We start from the raw sequence: 20,182 nt of genomic DNA, 5'->3' as shown, positions 1-20,182 counted from the left end.
CGGACTCCTTCCCCCGAACGGACGCCGTCCCGTTGCGGGGTTCGCGGAGCCGGGTTCGACTCGGGCCATGAGTACCGATCAGCCGCCGCCGGGCCAGCCGCCCGAGGACGACCCGTTCCTCAAGAAGCCCCAGGAACCGACGCCTCCGTCGGGCGGTTCGCCGTACGACCGGCCCCCGGGCGGCCCGCCGCCCCCGCCGCCGGGCGGCCCGTACGGCGGTACGGGCGGTGGTGCGGGCGGTGGCGGCGGATACCCGCCCCCGCCGCCACCCCCGCCGCCCGGAGACCCGTACGGCGGGAGCGGCGGCTACGGCATGCCCGACCCGCTCGCCGGCATGCCCCCGCTGGCCGACTTCGGCAAGCGGCTCGGGGCCCGCATCATCGACGTGATCATCGTGCTCGTGCCGCTGTTCCTCATCCAGCTGGCGTTCGGCACGAACCGGTACACCGTGGAGACCAGCAAGGGGGAGGACGTCAGCGAGGTCTTCACCAAGTCGTACAGCGGCAGCGGCCTGGTGATGACGCTGATCTCGATCGTCCTGTTCGTCGGCTACGACTGGTGGTTCACCAAGAAGGACGGCAGGACCATCGGCAAGCGGGCGCTCGGGCTGCGCGTCGCGATGCTCAACGACGGCAGCGTCCCGCAGTCGGGCGCGTCGCTCGGCCGCGCCGCCATGCTCTGGCTGCCGGCGCTCATCTGCTGCCCGTGCCTGTGGGAGATCGTGCTGATCGTGTCGATCCTCGTGGACAAGCCGTACAAGCAAGGCCTTCACGACAAGGTGGGCAAGACCGTGGTGGTCAGCGCGTAAAGGCGGAGCGCACCGGGGTACGGCGGGGCCGCATACGGCTCAGTGGTGCACCGGCTGTTCGACGGCGGCCGTCCGGGGCTCAGGCACCCGGGCGGCCGCCGCCGCGTCCGCGGGGACCGGCTCGGGCGCGTTCCCGGGGGCGGCGGGGGCGGAGGGGGTGATTCCGGGGGCGATCCCGGGAGTGATTTCGGTAACACCGGGGGAAACGCGGGGGGTACGGGCGGCCGCTCGGGCCGTCCCGGCCGGAGCCGCGTGCCGGCCGCGCCGGCGGGGGCTGGCCGCGGTGAGCGCGACGAGCAGTCCGAGGGCCAGTGCGGCGGTGGTGATGACGGCGATCCCGCCTCCCGTGCTCGTCTGCGAGAGCAGGAGCATGGCGATGGTCGACACGACGACGGTGGCGGACCCGTAGAACAACTGGGCGGCGGTCGGACGCGGCATGGCGGTATCCGTCCTCAAGGCGGGGAGGGGGAGTCTGCTCAACTGGGTCGCGCGTCAGGCGACTCTACGTCGGGGGATTCCCGAGCGGAACCGCCAGTAAGCGTGACCTAACCCACGGTGCCCGGCGCACGGGGGGCGTACGGGATCATTCCCCCGTCACACGGCGGGGCCGGGACGCGGCCTTCGTCCCGTCTGGCAGAGGAACGTCCGTATACCGGAACTGCCTGACCGCATAGTGCAGTTGTAAGGAACAAGTCAAGGTCTGTCTTTTCCCTCGACTCTCCGGTCAAATGTCGTCACTTGAGACGCGCGCCGCGCGGAACCCCCCACTCCAACGGAGATGTTCCGACCTGTGTCGCGGCCGCGGGAGGGGAACGACATCAAGTGACCAGCAATTCCGCTCGCAGACGAGCGCTGCGCGCCGCAGCCGTCGGTGTGACCCTGGCCGCAACCGCGGCTTCCGGCGCCTTCCTCGTCACCGCCCAGGCTTCCGAGGCGCCGTCGACCGCGCCCGCCGCGGACCGCCAGGACCCGACCGCTCCCGCCAAGGAGCAGGTCCAGCACAACCTGAAGGGCCCGTTCAGCGACCAGCAGGCCCAGGCCCGCGAGGCAGCCCTTGACCAGGTGCTGTCCGGCAAGAAGACCGTCGAGCAGCGCGGCGCCTCCAAGGTCGTCAAGCTCGACGACAAGAAGTACGTCGAGCTCGGCCGCGAGAAGACCGACAAGATCTTCACGATCCTCGTCGAGTTCGGCGACCAGGTCGACAACACGACCATGTTCGACCCGGACGGTCCTGACGGCCCGAAGCCCGCGGTCCCGAAGTACGGCGGCACCCCCGGTCCGCTGCACAACACCATCGCGCAGCCGGACCGCAAGGACAACAACAGCACGGCCTGGCGCAAGGACTTCAGCCGCGACTACTTCCAGGACCTGTACTTCGGTACCGGCCAGGGCAAGGACTCGCTGAAGACCTACTACGAGAAGACCTCCTCGGGTCGCTACTCGGTCGACGGCCAGGTCGCCGACTGGGTCAAGATCCCGAACAACGAGGCCCGTTACGGCTCGAACTACTGCGGCCAGACCAACTGCGCCAACGTGTGGGACACCGTCCGCGACGGTGTCAACGCCTGGGTCGACGGCCAGAAGAAGGCCGGCAAGACCGACGCCGAGATCAAGGCCACGCTGGCCCAGTACGACCAGTGGGACCGCAACGACTTCGACGGCGACGGCAACTTCAACGAGCCCGACGGCTACATCGACCACTTCCAGATCGTCCACGCGGGCGAGGACGAGTCGGCCGGCGGCGGTGTCCAGGGCACCAACGCCCTGTGGGCGCACCGCTGGTACGCCTACGGCACCGACGCGGGCAAGACCGGCCCGGCGAACAACAAGGCCGGCGGCACCCAGATCGGCAGCACGGGCATCTGGGTCGGCGACTACACGATGCAGCCGGAGAACGGCGGCCTCGGCGTCTTCGCGCACGAGTACGGTCACGACCTCGGTCTGCCGGACCTCTACGACACCTCCGGTGGCGGCGAGAACTCGGTCGGTTTCTGGTCCCTGATGTCGGCCGGCTCCTGGCTCGGCGAGGGCAAGGACTCCATAGGTGACATGCCGGGCGACATGACCGCCTGGGACAAGCTCCAGCTGGGCTGGCTGAACTACGACACGGCCAAGGCCGCGACGAAGTCCACCCACAAGCTGGGTGTGTCGGAGTACAACACCAAGGACAAGCAGGCGCTGGTCGTCGAGCTGCCGAAGAAGCAGGTCAAGACCGACATCGTCGCTCCCGCCGAGGGCTCCTCGCAGTGGTGGAGCAACATGGGTGACGACCTCAAGAACACCCTCACCCGCACGGTCGACCTGACCGGCAAGTCCTCCGCCGCACTGTCCCTCAAGGGCTGGTGGGACATCGAGAAGGACTACGACTACCTCTACACCGAGGTGTCCACCGACGGCGGCGCCACCTGGACCGTCCTGAACGGCACCGCGGGCGGCAAGGCCATCCCGGCCGACGCCGCGGGCAACGCCGGTCTGACCGACGTCTCCGGCGGCTGGCAGGACCTGAAGTTCCCGCTCGACGCCTACGCCGGCAAGAAGATCGACCTCCGCTTCCGCTACCAGACGGACGGCGGCGCGGGCGGCAAGGGCTTCACCGCCGACGCCCTCGCGATCACCGCGGACGGCCAGACCCTGTTCACCGACGGCGCCGAGAACGGCGACAACGGCTGGACCGGCAAGGGCTTCTCCCGCGTCGGTGCCGGGTTCACCAAGGAGTACCCGCAGTACTACATCGCGGAGAACCGGCGCTACGTCTCGTACGACTCCACCCTCAAGGTGGGCCCGTACAACTTCGGCTGGGCCAACTCCAAGCCGGGCTGGGTCGAGCACTACCCGTACCAGGACGGCCTGCTGATCTGGCTGTGGGACAAGTCCCAGAAGGACAACAACACCAGCCAGCACCCGGGCTCGGGTCTGATCCTCCCGATCGACGCCAACGCCAAGCCGATGAAGTGGGCGGACGGCACCCTGCTGCGCAACAAGATCCAGCCGTACGACGCGACGTTCAGCGCGTACTCGACGGACGCGTTCACCCTGCACAAGAACGGTGAGTCGCTGTTCCTGAAGCCGAAGCCCGCGAACCTGGTCTTCGACGACCACAAGGGCAAGTACTACTACGACGAGAACCCGACCGGTTCGGTGAAGGTCGCTGACACCAACACCAAGATCAAGATCGTGAAGGAGCCGTACGACGGTCTCCAGATGACGGTCGAGGTCGGCCCCGCCGCCAAGTAATTCGGTAAACCCGCAGGTCAAAACATGATCGGCCGTCGCCCCCTAGCGGGCGGCGGCCGATCGCGTTTAGATGCGGGTGCGAGTTTTTCTTATTGACGGGGGAGCTGAAGATCATGCCCGGTGGAGGTTTCGTCAGATTGCCAGGCGGCAGCGTGGTGGTCGCACTCACGCTGCCGCGGCCCTGCGGCGAGGGCGGGAACGTCCGCGTCCTGGTGCACGCCGCGAACCGGGCCCGCGCCCTGACCAGGCTGCGGAACCTCGGCATGCGGGCGGTGTACCTGCGCGGCAACGCACAGCCGCCGACCCCGGACGAGGTCACGGCCGTCCTGCACCACCCGGACGGCCTGCTCTGGCGCGGCGCCCCGGACCGGGCGCAGGAGCTCTGGCACCCGATCCGGGCCCTGCTGGGGCACTAGAGGGCCCGGCGGGGCCTGGCAGGGCCTCGGCGGCCCTCCAGCGGGGGCTCTCGTCCAGCGGGGGCTCTCGTCTAGCGGGGGCTCTCGCCGATCAGCTTGACGCCGGCCGAGCGGAGCTCCTCCAGCGCCCGGGCGGCGGTGTGGGGGGCCACGGCGACCGACAGGTCCAGCAGCACGCGGGTGGTGAAGCCGGCGCGTATGGCGTCGAGGGCCGTGGCCCGCACGCAGTGGTCGGTGGCGATCCCGACGACGTCCACCTCGCTCACGCGCTGGTCCCGCAGCCACTGGGTGAGCGGGGTGCCGTTCTCGTTGGCCCCCTCGAACCCGCTGTACGCGGCCTCATAGGCCCCCTTGTCGAAGACGGCGGTCACGGCTCCGGAGGCGACGGCGGGGGCGAAGTTCGGGTGGAACCCGACGCCCTCGGTCCCGGCGACGCAGTGGACCGGCCAGGAGGTCTCGTAGTCCGGCTCGGCCGGGGGGCGGGCGAAGTGCGACCCGGGGTCGATGTGGCAGTCGCGGCTGGCGACGACGTGCCGGTAACCGGCCGTGGCCTGGCCGATCAGCTCGGTGATCGCGGCGGCGACATCGGCCCCGCCGGCGACCGCGAGGCTGCCGCCTTCGCAGAAGTCGTTCTGTACGTCGACGACGATCAGTGCGCGGTGCATGTCGCGTGTCCTTCGGTAGTCGTGTTTGCCGCTGCGCGGGCTCATCCCCCACCCCGCCCCTTCCCGAAACCGGGCTCTAGGCGTACTCCGTCGGGATGACCGGCTCGCCGCGCGAGAGCTGCGTCGCCGAGAGGGGGAGGCCGGCGCAGGCCTCGCGGTGGCGGGCGCGGGCCGCCTCCAGGGGCTCGCGGGCGACCACCTCGCCCGCCTTCACCAGCTGGACCAGGAGCTGGGCGTCCGCGAGCGCCGCCGGGACCGCGCCGGTCCCGACCACCTCCGCCTCCGCGACCCCCTCCGCGTCCGTCCGCCGCGCCGCCCACTTGCGGCCGCCGATCGAGGTCTTCCCGCCCGTGGACTTCTTCGCCACCGGCACCAGCGGCGCCTTCGGGTCCGCCGACGTGGCCCGCGCCACCAGCTTGTAGACCATCGAGCACGTGGGGTGCCCGCTGCCCGTCACCAGCTGGGTGCCGACCCCGTACGCGTCCACCGGAGCCGCCGCCAGCGAGGCGATCGCGTACTCGTCCAGGTCCGAGGTCACCACGATCCGCGTCCCCGTCGCCCCCAGCTCGTCGAGCTGCTGGCGCACCCGGTGCGCGACGAGCAGCAGGTCGCCGGAGTCGATCCGGACCGCGCCCAGCCCCGTACCGGCGACCTCGACGGCCGTCCGTACGGCTTCCGCCACGTCGTACGTGTCCACCAGCAGCGTGGTCCCGCTGCCCAGCGAGGCCACCTGGGCCTGGAAGGCGTCCCGTTCGGTGTCGTGCACCAGGGTGAAGGCGTGCGCCGAGGTCCCGACCGTCGGGATCCCGTACCGGAAGCCGGCCGCCAGGTCCGAGGTGGAGGTGAAGCCGCCGACGTACGCGGCCCGCGAGGCGGCCACCGCGGCCAGCTCGTGCGTGCGCCGCGCGCCCATCTCGATCAGCGGCCGCCCGCCGGCCGCCGAGGCCATCCGGGAGGCGGCGGCCGCGATCGCCGAGTCGTGGTTCAGGATCGACAGGATCACGGTCTCCAGCAGCACGCACTCGGCGAAGCTGCCCTCGACGCGCAGGATCGGCGAGCCGGGGAAGTAGACCTCGCCCTCCGGGTAGCCCCAGATGTCGCCCGAGAAGCGGTACGAGGCCAGCCAGTCCAGCGTCCGCATGTCGACGACGGCACGCTCGCGCAGGAACTCCAGCACGGCCGCGTCGAAGCGGAAGTTCTCCACCGCGTCCAGGACGCGGCCGGTGCCCGCCACCACCCCGTAGCGGCGCCCCTCGGGCAGCCGCCGGGTGAAGACCTCGAAGACCGACCGGCGGTCGGCGGTGCCGTTCGCCAGGGCGGCCTGCAGCATCGTGAGCTCGTAATGATCCGTGAAGAGCGCTGTCGACGGCACGTCCACCGGCAGGCCCAGGTCCGCAGGGTTCATGCCTCGGATGCTAGCGCACATTTCGTCAAAGTGACGAGATCTCGGGACCCGTTTGTGCGACCGGCCGGTCGCAGTGGCAGCATGGGACAAGTGAGTGTTGCTCCCATTGAGATCGAACGCACCGAGTCGGCCGAAGAGACCTTCGCTGTCCCTGAACCCGACGTCCCCTGGGTGACCCTGGTGCACAACGACCCGGTCAACCTCATGAGCTACGTGACGTACGTGTTCCAGGCGTACTTCGGCTATTCGAAGGACAAGGCGCACAAGCTGATGCTCGACGTCCACCACAAGGGGAGGGCGGTCGTGTCCAGCGGCAGCCGCGAGGAAATGGAGCGCGACGTGCAGGCCATGCACGGCTACGGCCTGTGGGCGACCCTCTCCCAGGACCGCTTCTGATGGGGCGCTCCACCGGGATGTTCGAAGCCCTGAAGGGCGGCGGCGCCGCCATCGCGCTGGACGAGATCGAGATCTCCATCCTGCGCTCGCTGGCCGTGCAGCTGCTGGAGCTCATCGGACCGGGCGCGCCCGAGCCCGAAGAGGACGCCGACCCGCTGGCCGTGCTGTTCGCCGAGGGCAACCAGGGGCCCACCGAGCGGCCCTCCGACCCCGCGCTGATCCGGCTCTTCCCCGACGCCTACGGCGGCCCCGGCCCCGAGGACCAGGGCGTCGACCCGGCCGAGCTGGCCACCCGGTCGGCGGAGTTCCGCCGGTTCACCGAGAACGACCTGCGCGCCCGCAAGCGCGAGGACGCGCTGGCCGTCGTACGGAGCCTGGACGGGCTCACGCCCGGCGGCGAGGGGGCGGCCGCGGTGCTGGAGCTCACCGGAGAGCTCCCGCTGCGCTGGCTGGGCGCGCTCAACGACCTGCGCCTGACCATCGCGGCCCGGCTCGACATCACCGAGGACGACGAGAGCGCGATGCTCTTCCGGCTGCCGGACGACGATCCGCGCAAGCCGATGGTGATGGCGTACCTGTGGCTCGGTGGCCTCCAGGAGACGCTCATCGAAACGCTCTGAGCCCCCGCAGTGAACCAACGGGGCAGCCGCCGGAGCGGGCGCCGTTCGCTCAGCGGACGCTCAAATCCGGATAACGATCAGATCACCGCGATGCGGTGGTCTGACGCGCTTCAGGACCTATGTCCTGAATTTATTGTGCTCCAGGTCACTTTTCCGCGCCTCCGACACCCGTAAGCCCGTGATAAATCTTCACGACCGCCGACGGGGCGCCACCCATGTCCCCCGGCCCGCTTGAACCGGCTGACCGCCGGGTGCAACTCCATCCGTATCCGGGGGGATCGAGGACCCGATCCGCTGCCTTCGAAGGCGCGGGTCGGCGTGGAGAAAGGCGCACCAAGACATGACCTCTGTGCAGGTCGAGCAGCACGACAAGACGCCCGGCGAGGGCGCCGCGGCCGAGGGTGGCGAGGGTTACCACCGCGCACTCGGAGCCCGCCAGATCCAGATGATCGCGATCGGCGGAGCCATCGGCACCGGCCTCTTCCTGGGCGCCGGCAAGGCGATCTCGAAGGCCGGACCCAGCCTGATCCTGGCCTACGCCATCGCGGGCCTGGTCATCTTCTTCATCATGCGCGCCCTCGGCGAGCTGCTGATGTACCGCCCGGTCTCGGGCTCCTTCTCGGACTACGCCCGGGAGTTCCTCGGCCCCTTCTGGGGGTACGCCACCGGCTGGACGTACTGGCTCTTCTGGGTGGTCACCGGCATCACCGAGGTGACGGCCGCGGCCAAGTACATGTCGTACTGGACCCACGACAGCTTCCCGCAGTGGGCCTACGCGCTGATCTTCACGGTCATCCTCTACGCCGCCAACCTGATCTCCGTGAAGCTCTTCGGTGAGCTGGAGTTCTGGTTCTCCATGGTCAAGGTCACCGCCATCGTCGGCATGATCCTGATCTGCGCCGGCATCCTCACCGTCGGCTTCTCCGACGCCGCCGCCACCGCCTCCGTCTCCAACCTCTGGAGCGACCGCGGCTTCTTCCCCAACGGCATCGGCGAGACGCTGATGACGCTCCAGATCGTCATGTTCGCCTTCCTGGCGGTCGAGCTGGTCGGCGTCACCGCCGGCGAGTCCAAGGACCCCGAGAAGACCCTGCCCAAGGCCATCAACACCGTGCCGTGGCGCATCGCCGTCTTCTACGTCGGCGCGCTCATCATGATCATGTCGGTCATCCCGTGGTCCAACTTCAAGGCGGGCGAGAGCCCGTTCGTGCTGGCCTTCGAGAAGATGGGCCTCGGCGTCGGCGCCGCGATCGTCAACTTCGTCGTGCTGACCGCCGCGCTCTCCTCCTGCAACTCGGGCATGTACTCCACCGGCCGCATGCTGCGCGACCTCGCGCTCAACGGCCAGGGCCCGAAGTTCTTCACCAAGCTCACCAAGAGCGGCACCCCGCTCGTGGGCACCACCTTCTCCGCCGCGCTGATGCTGGTCGGCGTCTGGATCAACTACGTCGCCCCGGGCAAGGCCTTCGACTACGTCGTCTCCTTCGCCACCATCTCCGGCATGTGGGCCTGGATCATGATCCTGGTCTGCCAGATCCGCTACCGCGCCAAGGCCGACCGCGGCGAGCTGCCGCAGTCCGCCTTCCGCGCCCCCGGCGCCCCGTGGACCAGCTGGTTCGCCCTGCTGTTCATCGGCATGGTCATCGTGATGATGGGCATCGACAAGGACTCCCGCGTCTCGCTGTACTGCGCGCCGCTGTGGGGCCTGATCCTGGGCGTCTCCTACCTGGTGCTCAAGAAGCGCAACCCGGCCGGAGCCGCGTTCAACAAGGCCGACAGGGCCTCGGAGCCCGTCGCCTGACCGACTCTGTCCAGCATCCGGGCCCTCCCGTACCACACCTCGGTACGGGAGGGCCCGTCTGCTTATCCTGTCGACCATGCTGACCCTCACCCAGGCGCTGTACGACCGGATCGTCGAGCACGCCCGCAAGGACCACCCCGACGAGGCCTGCGGCGTCGTGGCCGGACCGGCCGGCACCGACCGCCCCGAGCGGTTCGTCCCGATGCTCAACGCGGCCCGCTCGCCCACGTTCTACGAGTTCGACTCGAAGGATCTGCTGAAGCTCTACCGCGAGCTCGACGACCGGGACGAGGAGCCCGTGATCGTCTACCACTCGCACACCGCGACCGAGGCCTACCCCTCCCGTACGGACGTCACGTACGCGAACGAGCCCGGCGCGCACTACGTCCTGGTCTCCACGGCGGACACCGACGGCCTCGGCGAGTTCCAGTTCCGCTCGTACCGGATCGTCGAAGGCGTCATCACGGAGGAAGAAGTGCAGGTCGTGGAGGGCTACTGACCACGATGTGAGCGGTTTGCGTCCACGATGCGGGATCACACTCCAAACGGGGGACCGGGAATCGTTAACATGACCGCATGGTTCCCCACGACGTGAGCATCGAGACGCCCGGCAGGCTGCTGCTCGTGGCGCGGCTGCACGTCGACCTGTGCCGTCTCGCCAGCAGCATCTGTCCTGCCGCCTGAGCACCACAGCCCCTCGCGCGGGGGCCCTTGCGCCGCGCGCCCTTATGCCCCTCCCGCCTTACTTCACCACTGGAGCCTGCCATGGCCATCGAGGTCCGCATCCCCACCATCCTCCGCACCTACACCGACGGCGAGAAGGCCGTCAGCGGTGAGGGCGCCACCCTGTCCGAGCTCTTCGCGGACCTGGAGACGCGCCACAAGGGCATTCGAGAGCGAATCGTCGAGGGCGCTGACGGCGGCAAGCTGCGCCGCTTCGTGAACGTCTACCTCAACGACGAGGACGTCCGCTTCCTGGACGGCATCTCCACCGCCCTCAAGGACGGCGACAGCGTCACCATCCTCCCGGCGGTCGCCGGCGGCTCCGTCTGATGCGCTACGACTCCCCGCTGGCCGCGGTCGGCAACACGCCGCTCGTGCGGCTGCCCCGGCTGTCGCCCTCGGACGACGTCCGCATCTGGGCCAAGCTGGAGGACCGCAACCCGACCGGCTCGATCAAGGACCGCCCCGCGCTCCACATGGTCGAGCAGGCCGAGAAGGACGGCCGGCTGACCCCCGGCTGCACGATCCTGGAGCCGACGTCGGGCAACACCGGCATCTCGCTGGCGATGGCGGCCAAGCTCAAGGGCTACCGGATCGTGTGCGTCATGCCGGAGAACACCTCGCAGGAGCGGCGTGACCTGCTGGCCATGTGGGGAGCCGAGATCATCTCTTCGCCGGCGGCGGGCGGGTCGAACACCGCGGTCCGGGTGGCCAAGGAGCTGGCGGCGGAGCACCCCGACTGGGTGATGCTCTACCAGTACGGGAACCCGGACAACGCGGGCGCGCACTACGCGACGACGGGACCCGAGATCCTGCGGGACCTCCCCTCGATCACCCACTTCGTGGCAGGCCTGGGCACGACGGGCACCCTGATGGGCGTGGGCCGCTACCTGCGCGAGCACGTGCCGGGCGTACGGATCGTCGCGGCGGAGCCGCGGTACGACGACCTGGTCTACGGCCTGCGCAACCTGGACGAGGGCTTCGTCCCGGAGCTGTACGACGCCTCGGTCCTGACCACCCGCTTCTCGGTGGGCTCGGCGGACGCGGTCACGCGCACCCGCGAACTCCTCCAGCAGGAGGGCATCTTCGCGGGCGTCTCCACCGGCGCCGCCCTGCACGCGGCGATCGGAGTGGGCCGCAAGGCGGTCGCGGCGGGCGAGAGCGCGGACATCGTCTTCGTCGTGGCCGACGGCGGCTGGAAGTACCTGTCGACGGGCGTCTACACGGCGAAGACGACCGAAGAAGCGATCGAAACCCTCCAGGGCCAGCTCTGGGCCTGAGCCGCACCGGCCCCGCCGGCGTCCGAGGCGCGGGGCCCCGCCCGGCGGAGCCGTTCAGCCGGACAGCCGGTCAGCCGGTCAGCCGGACAGCAGCTCCGCCAGAACGGCGGCGTGGCTCGACGCGGGGTCCTTGACCGCGGTCAGGAGGGTGACCGGGCCCGCCTCGGCCAGCGTGCGCAGGCGGGCCAGTTCCGCCGCCGCCTCCGGCTCCGCCAGCTCCGCCTCGTAGCGGGCCCGGAACTCCTGCGCCGAGCCCCCGCCCCCGTGGAACCACTTGCGCAGCTCGCCGGACGGGGTCACCGCCTTCGGCCACCGGTCCACCGCGGCCGCCGCCTTGGCCAGACCCCGCGGCCACAGCCGGTCCACGAGGACCCTCACGCCGTCGGCCCCCGGCTCCGGGGGGTCGTACACACGCCGCAACCGGATCACGCACCGCCTCCGAGTCCCTTGACCTCGTCCCACACCGCGGGATCCAGGACTCCCAGCCGGTTCCGGAACTCCCACACCCACACCTCCGCCGGCCGGTCCGCCTCCAGGAAGCCCGCCCGGCCCTGCGACCCCACGGTCCCCGGCGGCAGCGGGATCACCCCGGCCCGCCGGTCGTCGTACTTCCCGGTGATCCACGCGACCCGAGCCCGGTGCGCCCGTACGGACGCCACCGCCAGCACCAGGCACAGCCGCCCGTCCGCGAGACACCACAGCTCACCGGCCCGCGGCTGCGGCGCCGCGCCCGGCCCGTGCGGCGGCGGGGCCCGCCGGGCGCGCCCCGGCCGCCGCCCCGCGACCAGTACCACCAGCACCACGGCCACCACCGCGACCGCCGCGGGCCACCAGGACGTGTCCATATTCCGAAGGTAGCCGCGCCCCAGCACCCCGGCACGGCAGTGCGCCGCAAGCGCGCCGGAAGCGCGCCGGGCCCGGCACCGGCACGCCCGTGCCCACCGTCGCTCCCCCGGGTGACAGCACAGGTGATTCCCCCCACAACGGCCTGCCGCGGAGGAGCGACCTGACGTTTCGCGCCTTACGCTCGACCCACGCACGGCCCGCATTCCGTCCACGGACCGTCCCCGGAGGTTCTCGCTCCATGAAGCTCACCGTCGTCGGCTGCTCGGGGTCGTTCCCGTCCGCGGAATCGGCCTGCTCGAGCTACCTCGTCGAGGCCGACGGCTTCCGGCTGCTCCTCGACATGGGCAACGGCGCCCTGGGCGAGCTGCAGCGCCACGTCGGTCTCTACGACCTCGACGCGATCTTCCTGAGCCATCTGCACGCGGACCACTGCATCGACATGTGCGCGTACTTCGTCGCCCGCTTCTACCGCCACGAGGGCGGCCGGTGCGGCACGATCCCCGTCTACGGTCCCGACGGCACCGAGAAGCGCCTGACGACCGCGTACGACGACGTCCCCGACGAGCGCTCCATGAGCGAGGTCTTCGACTTCCGGACCCTGAAGTCCGGCAGCTTCGAGATCGGCCCGTTCACCGTCCGCACCGAGCGGGTCAGCCATCCCGTGGAGGCGTACGGCATCCGCGTCGAACACGGCGGCCGCTCCCTGACGTACTCCGGCGACACGGGCGCCTGCCCCGAGCTGGGGATGCTGGCCGAGGGCACGGACCTGTTCCTGTGCGAGGCCTCCTTCACGCACGGCAAGGAGGACGTCCCGGACCTCCACCTCAACGGCCGCGAGGCCGGGGAGTTCGCGCGCGGCGGCAAGGTCGGCCGGCTCGTCCTGACGCACGTCCCGCCGTGGACGGACGCCCGCCAGAACCTGGCCGACGCCCGCGCGGTCTACGACGGCCCGGTGGACCTGGCGTACGCGGGCGCCGTCTACGAGGTCTGAGCACGGCCCTCGGCCGGCCGTACGCACGAGGAAGCCCCCGCCCTCCCGGAAGGGAGAGCGGGGGCTTCGCCGTACGCGGCCGCGCTTACTTGGCCTCGGCCTTGAGCAGCTCGGCGAGCTCCTCGTCGGACTCACGGCCCGGCGTCGGGAGGTTGAACTTCGTGATCGCGAAGCGGAAGACCACGTAGTAGACCGCCGCGAAGCACAGGCCCACGACCGCCAGGCCCAGCGGGTTGGTGGCCTTGCCGAGGTTCAGCAGGTAGTCGATGGCGCCTGCCGAGAAGCCGAAGCCGTCCTTCATCCCGAGACCCCACGTCAGCGCCATGGAGACACCGGTCAGCACCGCGTGGATCGCGTACAGGACCGGGGCGATGAACATGAACGTGAACTCGATCGGCTCGGTCACACCGGTGACGAAGGAGGTCAGCGCGAGGGAGAACATCATGCCGCCGACGACCTTGCGGCGCTCGGGGCGGGCGCAGTGGACGATCGCGAGGCAGGCGGCCGGGAGGGCGAACATCATGATCGGGAAGAAGCCGGTCATGAACTGCCCGGCGCTCGGGTCACCGGCCAGGAAGCGGGAGATGTCGCCGCTCTTGCCCTGGAACTCGCCCGCCTGGAACCACGGGAAGGAGTTGAGCAGGTGGTGCATGCCGACCGGGATCAGCGCACGGTTGGCGACACCGAAGATGCCCGCGCCGACGGCGCCGGAGCCGACCAGCCACTCACCGAAGCTGTGCAGACCCGTGCCGAGGACCGGCCAGATCAGGCCGAAGAGGATACCGATGACGAGACCGGCGAAGGCCGAGAGGATCGGGACCAGACGGCGGCCGCCGAAGAAGCCCGCCCACTCGGGCAGCTTGGTCCGGTAGAACTTCTGGTAGATCAGGGCGACCACGATGCCCATGACGACACCGCCGAGCACCTTGGCGTCGACCGGGGCCTCGAGCATGACTACCTTGCCGTCGACCGCCTTGGCGACCTTCGGCAGGTTGGAATCGGTGAACGTGGCGAGCACGTTCTTGAAGACCAGGTAGCCGGTCACCGCGGCGAGGGCGGTCGATCCGTCGGACTTCTTGGCGAAGCCGATCGCGATGCCCACGGCGAACAGCAGCGCCATGTTGTCGAGGATCGCGCCACCGCCGGCGGACATGTATCCGGCTATCTTGGTCAGGAACGTCGGCAGCGAGGGATCGCCGAGCATGTCCTTGTCGCCGAGGCGGACGAGCAGCGCGGCGGCCGGGAGCACCGCAACGGGGAGCATGAGGCTCCGGCCGATGCGCTGCATGACGGCCATCACGCCCGCGCCCTTCTTCTTTTCCGCAGCGGTGGCTGTGGACATGAGGTTCCTCCAGAAGGCAAGGCGCCGCCCAGCGCGTGCAACGGGGGATGGCGGCGTCTCAAAATGGGGGTACGCGAGCTCCGGACCGGGCTTGCGTGGTCTACACCAATTGATGGTGTAGACCAGTTGTAGCATGGTCGGGGATAGATAAGGAACCTTCGATTTCCTGTGGTCTACACCACACTCGGTCCGCGGAGGCGACCCGCGGCCCGGGACAAGCGGAAGGCCCCCGGATCCGTGGATCCGAGGGCCTCGCGCGGCGCGGGGTTCGTTACGCCTTCGTGTTCTCCGCCTCCATGGCGGCGATCTCCTCGTCCGACTCCCGGCCCGGCGTCGGGATGTCGAACTTCGTGATCGCGAAGCGGAAGACGGCGTAGTAGACGACCGCGAAGCCCAGCCCGATCGGGATGATCAGCCACGGCTTGGTCGCCAGGCTCCAGTTGATGACGTAGTCGATCAGCCCCGCCGAGAAGCTGAAGCCGTCGTGCACCCCCAGCGCCCACGTCACCGCCATCGACACACCCGTCAGCACCGCGTGGATCACGTACAGCGCCGGCGCCACGAAGAGGAACGAGTACTCCAGCGGCTCCGTGATGCCCGTGACGAAGGACGTCAGGGCGACCGACAGCATCAGGCCGCCGACCTCCTTGCGCCGCTGCGGCTTCGCGCAGTGCGTGATCGCCAGCGCCGCCGCCGGAAGCGCGAACATCATGATCGGGAAGAAGCCGGTCAAGAACAGCCCCGCGTTGGGGTCGCCCGCCAGGAACATGTTGATGTCGCCGTGCACCGTCGTCCCGTCCGGCTTGGTGTAGCTGCCGAACTGGAACCACACCGGCACGTTCAGGAACTGGTGCAGGCCGATCACCAGCAGCGCGCGGTTGGCGACGCCGAAGATGCCGCCGCCCCAGGAGCCCAGCCCCACCAGCCAGTCGGAGAAGGACTCCAGCGCGCTGCCGACCGGCGGCCAGATCCACAGGCAGAGCGCCGCGAACGCGATCGCGACGAACGACATGATGATCGGGACCAGCCGGCGGCCGTTGAAGAAGCCCAGCCAGTCGACCAGCTTCACCCGGTGGAACCGCTGCCAGAACCAGGCCGCCAGCAGGCCCATGATGATGCCCCCGAACACCCCCGGGTTCTGGTACGTGAACTCCACGAAGGTGTTGTTCGGCCCGATGCAGCCGCCGCCGACGGCCTTCGTGCCGATCGGGCAGTCGTTGGGGAAGGCGTGCAGCACGCCCCGGTACACCAGGAAGCCCGCCACCGCCGCGAGGGCGGTCGAACCGTCCGCCTTCTTCGCCATGCCGATCGCGACGCCGATGCAGAACAGCAGCGGCAGGCCGATGTCCGCGTTCAGCAGCGCGCCGCCCGCGGCCACCATCACCTTCGACACGATCGTCCAGTTCAGGCCCTCCTCGCCGAAGACGCCGGGCTGCCCGAGCCCGTTGAGGAGGCCCGCCGCGGGCAGCACCGCGATCGGCAGCTGGAGGCTTCGCCCCATCTTCTGCAGCCCCGGGTACAAGCCGCTCCACCACTTCGGCTGCGGTGCTGCTGCGGTGCTGCTCGCGCTCATCGGCGTCCTCCTGGCGGGCCCGTTTTTGGGCAGGTGCGTCCGGTGCGGCACACTGGTGTAGACCACTTGTGGTGCGGTCGCATTCACCCGCCCGGAGGGCAGGTTGCTGCTGATCGTCATCATTCGGCAGAAGCCGGACCCACGCTCGCGTAGCTGGGCCAACAGTGGGCTACCGTGACAAAGCGGATCGCGCTGGCTGGACCGGGACCGCCGAGACTCGTTCTTCGTAGAACTCAGGGAGAAACACATGGCCACCAAGGCTGAGAAGATCGTCGCCGGGCTCGGCGGCATCGAGAACATCGAAGAGGTCGAGGGCTGCATCACCCGCCTGCGCACCGAGGTCATCGACCCCAGCAAGGTCGACGAGGCCGCCCTGAAGGCCGCCGGCGCCCACGGCGTCGTCAAGATGGGCACCGCGGTCCAGGTCGTCATCGGCACCGACGCCGACCCGATCGCCGCCGACATCGAAGACATGATGTGAGCTGAGCTCCCGCTCGGACCTCCGCCAGACCCCGTACGGGCCCCACCCGGACGGGGTCTTCGCGTACCCGGCTCTCGCCCACCCGGCTCTCGCGCACCCGGCCACCGACTAGGCTCGGACGCATGTCTCGCATCGACGGCCGTACGCCCGAACAGCTCCGCCCGGTCACCATCGAACGCGGATGGAGCAAGCACGCCGAGGGCTCCGTCCTCATCTCCTTCGGTGACACCAAGGTCTTCTGCACCGCCTCCTTCACCGAAGGCGTCCCGCGCTGGCGCAAGGGCAGCGGCGAAGGCTGGGTCACCTCCGAGTACTCGATGCTGCCCCGCTCCACCAACACCCGCGGCGACCGCGAATCCGTACGCGGCAAGATCGGCGGCCGCACCCACGAGATCTCCCGCCTCATCGGCCGCTCCCTGCGCGCCGTCATCGACTACAAGGCGCTGGGCGAGAACACCATCGTCCTGGACTGCGACGTCCTCCAGGCCGACGGCGGCACCCGCACCGCCGCCATCACCGGCGCCTACGTGGCCCTCGCCGACGCCGTCGCCTGGGGCCAGCAGAAGAAGCTGATCAAGGCCGGCCGCAAGCCGCTCACCGGCACCGTCGCCGCCGTCAGCGTCGGCATCGTGGACGGCGAGCCGCTCCTCGACCTCTGCTACGAGGAGGACGTGCGCGCCGAGACCGACATGAACGTGGTCTGCACCGGCGACGGCCGCTTCGTCGAGGTCCAGGGCACCGCCGAGGGCGAGCCCTTCGACCGCAAGGAGCTCAACGCCCTCCTGGACCTGGCCGCCGGCGGCTGCGCCGACCTGGAGGCCATCCAGCTGGGCGCCCTCCAGCTCTAGGCCGCAGAACCGCGGGGGCCGCTGGTGCGTCCCCCCGGGTACGGGCGCACGGTGTCAAAGCCGTGCGCCCGTCCTCGTATTTCGCTTCTCGCTTCTCGCTTCTCACTTCTCGCATCCGTGTCGATTCCTGGGAGACCCGAACCATGAACCCGAAGCACCGCATAGCGGCGGTCGTGCTCGCAGCGGCTCTCGCCGTCCCGGCGCTGACGTCCTGTGACGCGATCTCGACGGCGATGGACTGCGCGAACACGGCGGTGGCCATCACCGACGGCGCCAACGACCTCCAGCAGGCGGTCTCCCAGGCCGGCAACAGCCCGCAGGACGCCCAGAACGCGCTGAACCAGATCGAGGCGAACCTCAAGAAGGTCGGCGACCAGACGGACAACGCCGACCTGAGCAAGGCCGTCTCCTCCATGACCACGGCGGTCAAGAACGTCCGCACGGCCATCGAGAACGGCAACGCCACCCCGGACATCCAGCCGGTCGCCGACGCCGCGAAGGAACTCTCGAAGGTCTGCACCCCGGGCTGACGGGGCCGCAGGTGGCCGTCATGACGGACGCGGAATAATGGGGTCCATGACCAGCAGCCGCCTGATCCTCGCCACCCGCAACGCGGGCAAAGTCGCCGAGCTCCACGCCATCCTGTCCGACGCCGGCCTGCCGTACGAGCTGGTCGGCGCGGACGCGTACCCGCAGATCCCGGACGTCAAGGAGACCGGCGTCACCTTCGCCGAGAACGCCCTCCTCAAGGCGCACGCCCTGGCCCAGGCCACCGGACTGCCGGCGATCGCCGACGACTCCGGCCTCTGCGTGGACGTCCTGAACGGCGCCCCCGGCATCTTCTCGGCGCGGTGGGCGGGCAAGCACGGAGACGACCGGGCGAACCTGGACCTGCTGCTGGCCCAGCTCGGGGACATCGCCGACGAGCACCGCGGAGCCCACTTCGCGTGCGCGGCGGCCCTCGCCCTCCCGGACGGCACCGAACGCGTCGTGGAGGGCCGCCTCCTCGGCACCCTCCGCCACACCCCGGCGGGCACCGGCGGCTTCGGCTACGACCCGGTCCTCCAGCCCGAGGGCGAAACCCGCACCTGCGCGGAACTCACCCCGGCGGAAAAGAACGCCATCTCCCACCGAGGCCAGGCCTTCCGCGCCCTGGTCCCCTTCATCCGCGCCCTGGTCGCCTGAGGGCGGGTACAAAAATGGCCTGCGCATCGATCTTTCGATTCGCAGGCCATTGCTGTGCGGCGGAAGGGATTCGAACCCTCAAGCCGTTTCACGGGCCACAGATCCTAAGTCTGCTGCGTCGCCGTTGCGCCACCGCCGCTAGCCGCCTGCCATGATAGCGGCAGGCGGCTGTACGAAAATGCGCAAGATCAGGAACTCGACCGGCGACGGCCTCCTCGGCACCATGTGCTGGTGATCGCGTGGCAGTTGGGGCACAGCAGCCGGAGGTTCTCCCGGCGGTCGTCGCTCCAGTCGCCGTTGATGTGGTCGATCTCCAAGGTCATGGGGCGCCCGCGCCACTCGGGAGGTGCTTCGCACCGGTCGCAGCATTCCGGGACACCGATCTCGCGCAGCGCGCGACGCAGCGCCTTGGTGCCGGTTCTCCGCTGCCTGTCATGCCGGACGAGTATCTCGTCCGGTGTTTTGGCGGTGGGCGATGGCTTGCCGCGCTGGTGGGCTTGCCCCAGGAAGTGGGTGGTGCTGATGCCCTCCTCCGCGATCCATGCCTTCAGGCGTGCGCGCTGACGATGGTTGTCCGGCCGGCCGAGGACGCGAAGGGACTCGGAGAGTGAGCGCGATGCGTCCACGGCGTGCCGGAGCTCCGCCGCCGTCGGCCGCGGCGGCCGGCCAACGGCGGGGAAGTGGGACACGTCGATACCGTGGTCGCCGAACCGCTTCAGAAGGTAGGAGGTGAGCCGGGAGTACGGTCGCGTGCCCAGGTGGGCGATGACCTCCTCGATGCTCGAGCAGAGCTGGGCCGCCTCGGCAAGGGCTTCCTTCGTGTAGCGGTTGGCGGTGGTCATCGTCGCACCTTGCCTCGGCCGCGGTATGTATCAGTCGTGGAGTGGCAGTTGGGGCAGAGGAACCGCAAGTTCTCTCGCAGGTTGTTCCGCCAGTTGCCGTCTATGTGGTCGACCTCCAAGGCGAGCGGCTCACCCAGCCAGACCGCCTCGATGCCGCAGAAGGCGCAGCACTCGTGGGCCCCAGCCTCCAGGAGGGCGCGCCGCAGCCGGGAGTTGGGCGTTCTTGTGGCCTGTGGTGAGGTGTCCTTGCAGAGGATCTCCTCGGCTGTGCGACGGCGTCTGTTGTCCCGCATTCGCTCCGTCCGCCTCGGGCCGGTGAAGTGCGAGGTGTCGATGCCGAATGCCTTCACCTTGCGGCTGATGTGAGCGTGGTGTCCGCCCACGGCCTCCAGGCCGAGTCGGTGGAGCACCTCGTACATGTTGCTGGAGGCGGCCACAGCCTTCTCGAGGACCTCCATGGTCCACTTCACCCCCTCCCGCTCGAAGTGCGATGTGTCGATCCCCAGCTTCCGCATGCGCACGCGAACGTATTCCCGGGACCCGCTCCGCGGGATCGCCCCCAGTTTCTCCACCGCCTCGCTCAGCGTCCGCGACGTACGCGCCGCCTCCGTCAGGCGTTCCCTCGTGTATTGGCTCGTCGCCATCCGACGCCCCCTCCGTTTCCGGCCGCGTGTGCGGCTCTCGTACGGAGTAACGGGGTGATAGTCGGACAGTTACGGGTTTTTT

Annotated in this window: 24 protein-coding genes and 1 tRNA gene; 15 read left to right on the top strand and 10 right to left on the bottom strand. The window is 69.7% G+C overall.

Features of this window, described 5'->3' with window-relative positions; translation table 11 throughout:
• Positions 1 to 67 precede the first annotated feature (67 nt).
• On the top strand, positions 68 to 808 hold the full coding sequence (locus IF02_RS0119500) for an RDD family protein (RefSeq protein ID WP_030158653.1): 741 nt from the start codon (positions 68 to 70) through the stop codon (positions 806 to 808).
• Positions 809 to 847: 39 nt separating this feature from the next.
• Here IF02_RS0119500 and IF02_RS32480 read toward each other — a convergent pair whose 3' ends face one another.
• On the bottom strand, positions 848 to 1,246 hold the full coding sequence (locus IF02_RS32480; RefSeq protein WP_037836640.1) for a hypothetical protein: 399 nt from the start codon (positions 1,244 to 1,246) through the stop codon (positions 848 to 850).
• 384 nt (positions 1,247 to 1,630) lie between these two features.
• Between IF02_RS32480 and IF02_RS0119490 the strand changes: the two genes are divergently transcribed.
• Positions 1,631 to 4,042: an immune inhibitor A domain-containing protein gene (locus IF02_RS0119490; protein WP_199809250.1), complete on the top strand. Its 2,412-nt coding sequence runs from the start codon at positions 1,631 to 1,633 to the stop codon at positions 4,040 to 4,042.
• A 113-nt stretch (positions 4,043 to 4,155) separates the two neighbouring features.
• Complete coding sequence (locus IF02_RS0119485) at positions 4,156 to 4,458, top strand: hypothetical protein (protein WP_030158646.1); 303 nt, start codon at positions 4,156 to 4,158, stop codon at positions 4,456 to 4,458.
• Positions 4,459 to 4,529: 71 nt separating this feature from the next.
• On the opposite strand, the gene IF02_RS0119480 is transcribed toward IF02_RS0119485, so the two are convergent.
• On the bottom strand, positions 4,530 to 5,123 hold the full coding sequence (locus IF02_RS0119480; protein ID WP_030158645.1) for an isochorismatase family protein: 594 nt from the start codon (positions 5,121 to 5,123) through the stop codon (positions 4,530 to 4,532).
• A 76-nt stretch (positions 5,124 to 5,199) separates the two neighbouring features.
• On the bottom strand, positions 5,200 to 6,528 hold the full coding sequence (locus tag IF02_RS0119475; protein WP_030158644.1) for a nicotinate phosphoribosyltransferase: 1,329 nt from the start codon (positions 6,526 to 6,528) through the stop codon (positions 5,200 to 5,202).
• An 81-nt stretch (positions 6,529 to 6,609) separates the two neighbouring features.
• Here IF02_RS0119475 and clpS point away from each other — a divergent pair, with 81 nt between their 5' ends.
• The 7 genes from clpS to IF02_RS0119440 all read left to right on the top strand — a co-directional run bounded on the left by clpS (position 6,610) and on the right by IF02_RS0119440 (position 11,348).
• Complete coding sequence (gene clpS, locus IF02_RS0119470; RefSeq protein WP_078622182.1) at positions 6,610 to 6,924, top strand: ATP-dependent Clp protease adapter ClpS; 315 nt, start codon at positions 6,610 to 6,612, stop codon at positions 6,922 to 6,924.
• Entirely contained in the window at positions 6,924 to 7,544 is a 621-nt protein-coding gene (locus IF02_RS0119465; RefSeq protein ID WP_030158642.1) for a DUF2017 domain-containing protein, read from the top strand. The genes clpS and IF02_RS0119465 overlap by 1 nt, the downstream gene beginning before the upstream one ends.
• Positions 7,545 to 7,884: 340 nt before the next feature.
• Positions 7,885 to 9,345, top strand: a complete 1,461-nt coding sequence (locus tag IF02_RS0119460; RefSeq protein WP_030158641.1) for an amino acid permease — start codon at positions 7,885 to 7,887, stop codon at positions 9,343 to 9,345.
• A gap of 76 nt (positions 9,346 to 9,421) precedes the next feature.
• Positions 9,422 to 9,844: a Mov34/MPN/PAD-1 family protein gene (locus tag IF02_RS0119455; protein ID WP_030158640.1), complete on the top strand. Its 423-nt coding sequence runs from the start codon at positions 9,422 to 9,424 to the stop codon at positions 9,842 to 9,844.
• Between the two features lie 77 nt (positions 9,845 to 9,921).
• Positions 9,922 to 10,029 carry a putative leader peptide gene (locus IF02_RS36115; protein WP_324603773.1) on the top strand — a complete coding sequence of 36 codons (108 nt, stop codon included), beginning with the start codon at positions 9,922 to 9,924 and terminating at the stop codon, positions 10,027 to 10,029.
• A gap of 81 nt (positions 10,030 to 10,110) precedes the next feature.
• Positions 10,111 to 10,398 (top strand): MoaD/ThiS family protein, encoded by a 288-nt coding sequence (locus IF02_RS0119445; protein ID WP_030158638.1) that lies wholly within the window; start codon positions 10,111 to 10,113, stop codon positions 10,396 to 10,398.
• On the top strand, positions 10,398 to 11,348 hold the full coding sequence (locus tag IF02_RS0119440) for a PLP-dependent cysteine synthase family protein (RefSeq protein ID WP_030158636.1): 951 nt from the start codon (positions 10,398 to 10,400) through the stop codon (positions 11,346 to 11,348). The genes IF02_RS0119445 and IF02_RS0119440 overlap by 1 nt, the downstream gene beginning before the upstream one ends.
• A gap of 78 nt (positions 11,349 to 11,426) precedes the next feature.
• Here the strand turns inward: IF02_RS0119440 and IF02_RS0119435 are convergent, their stop codons facing one another.
• Both IF02_RS0119435 and IF02_RS0119430 read right to left on the bottom strand, forming a co-directional pair.
• A complete protein-coding gene (locus IF02_RS0119435; RefSeq protein ID WP_030158634.1) occupies positions 11,427 to 11,777 on the bottom strand; it encodes a DUF488 family protein in 351 nt (116 codons plus the stop codon).
• Positions 11,774 to 12,193 carry a hypothetical protein gene (locus IF02_RS0119430; protein WP_030158632.1) on the bottom strand — a complete coding sequence of 140 codons (420 nt, stop codon included), beginning with the start codon at positions 12,191 to 12,193 and terminating at the stop codon, positions 11,774 to 11,776. Before IF02_RS0119430 ends, IF02_RS0119435 begins: the two co-directional genes overlap by 4 nt.
• A gap of 239 nt (positions 12,194 to 12,432) precedes the next feature.
• Between IF02_RS0119430 and IF02_RS0119425 the strand changes: the two genes are divergently transcribed.
• Positions 12,433 to 13,185 carry an MBL fold metallo-hydrolase gene (locus IF02_RS0119425; protein ID WP_030158631.1) on the top strand — a complete coding sequence of 251 codons (753 nt, stop codon included), beginning with the start codon at positions 12,433 to 12,435 and terminating at the stop codon, positions 13,183 to 13,185.
• Positions 13,186 to 13,270: 85 nt separating this feature from the next.
• Here IF02_RS0119425 and IF02_RS0119420 read toward each other — a convergent pair whose 3' ends face one another.
• Positions 13,271 to 14,527, bottom strand: a complete 1,257-nt coding sequence (locus tag IF02_RS0119420) for a PTS transporter subunit EIIC (protein WP_030158630.1) — start codon at positions 14,525 to 14,527, stop codon at positions 13,271 to 13,273.
• A 271-nt stretch (positions 14,528 to 14,798) separates the two neighbouring features.
• A complete protein-coding gene (locus tag IF02_RS0119415) occupies positions 14,799 to 16,100 on the bottom strand; it encodes a PTS transporter subunit EIIC (RefSeq protein WP_037836634.1) in 1,302 nt (433 codons plus the stop codon).
• Between the two features lie 196 nt (positions 16,101 to 16,296).
• Between IF02_RS0119415 and IF02_RS0119410 the strand changes: the two genes are divergently transcribed.
• From IF02_RS0119410 to rdgB, 4 genes are all read left to right on the top strand, one after another.
• Positions 16,297 to 16,581: a glucose PTS transporter subunit EIIB gene (locus IF02_RS0119410; RefSeq protein WP_078622181.1), complete on the top strand. Its 285-nt coding sequence runs from the start codon at positions 16,297 to 16,299 to the stop codon at positions 16,579 to 16,581.
• Between the two features lie 122 nt (positions 16,582 to 16,703).
• On the top strand, positions 16,704 to 17,429 hold the full coding sequence (gene rph, locus IF02_RS0119405) for a ribonuclease PH (protein ID WP_030158627.1): 726 nt from the start codon (positions 16,704 to 16,706) through the stop codon (positions 17,427 to 17,429).
• A gap of 143 nt (positions 17,430 to 17,572) precedes the next feature.
• Positions 17,573 to 17,959: a hypothetical protein gene (locus IF02_RS0119400; protein ID WP_030158626.1), complete on the top strand. Its 387-nt coding sequence runs from the start codon at positions 17,573 to 17,575 to the stop codon at positions 17,957 to 17,959.
• Positions 17,960 to 18,005: 46 nt separating this feature from the next.
• Positions 18,006 to 18,614 carry an RdgB/HAM1 family non-canonical purine NTP pyrophosphatase gene (rdgB, locus tag IF02_RS0119395; RefSeq protein WP_030158625.1) on the top strand — a complete coding sequence of 203 codons (609 nt, stop codon included), beginning with the start codon at positions 18,006 to 18,008 and terminating at the stop codon, positions 18,612 to 18,614.
• A gap of 55 nt (positions 18,615 to 18,669) precedes the next feature.
• Here rdgB and IF02_RS0119390 read toward each other — a convergent pair.
• The 3 genes from IF02_RS0119390 to IF02_RS0119380 form a co-directional block, all read right to left on the bottom strand.
• A tRNA-Leu gene (locus IF02_RS0119390) sits at positions 18,670 to 18,753 on the bottom strand.
• Positions 18,754 to 18,802: 49 nt separating this feature from the next.
• A complete protein-coding gene (locus tag IF02_RS0119385) occupies positions 18,803 to 19,456 on the bottom strand; it encodes an HNH endonuclease (protein WP_030158624.1) in 654 nt (217 codons plus the stop codon).
• A complete protein-coding gene (locus IF02_RS0119380; RefSeq protein WP_030158623.1) occupies positions 19,453 to 20,100 on the bottom strand; it encodes an HNH endonuclease signature motif containing protein in 648 nt (215 codons plus the stop codon). The genes IF02_RS0119385 and IF02_RS0119380 overlap by 4 nt, the downstream gene beginning before the upstream one ends.
• Positions 20,101 to 20,182: the final 82 nt, after the last annotated feature.

Origin of the sequence: Streptomyces sp. NRRL S-244, assembly GCF_000717915.1 — a bacterium.
Classification (GTDB): domain Bacteria; phylum Actinomycetota; class Actinomycetes; order Streptomycetales; family Streptomycetaceae; genus Streptomyces.
This window is presented reverse-complemented; position numbering and strand designations above follow the sequence as displayed.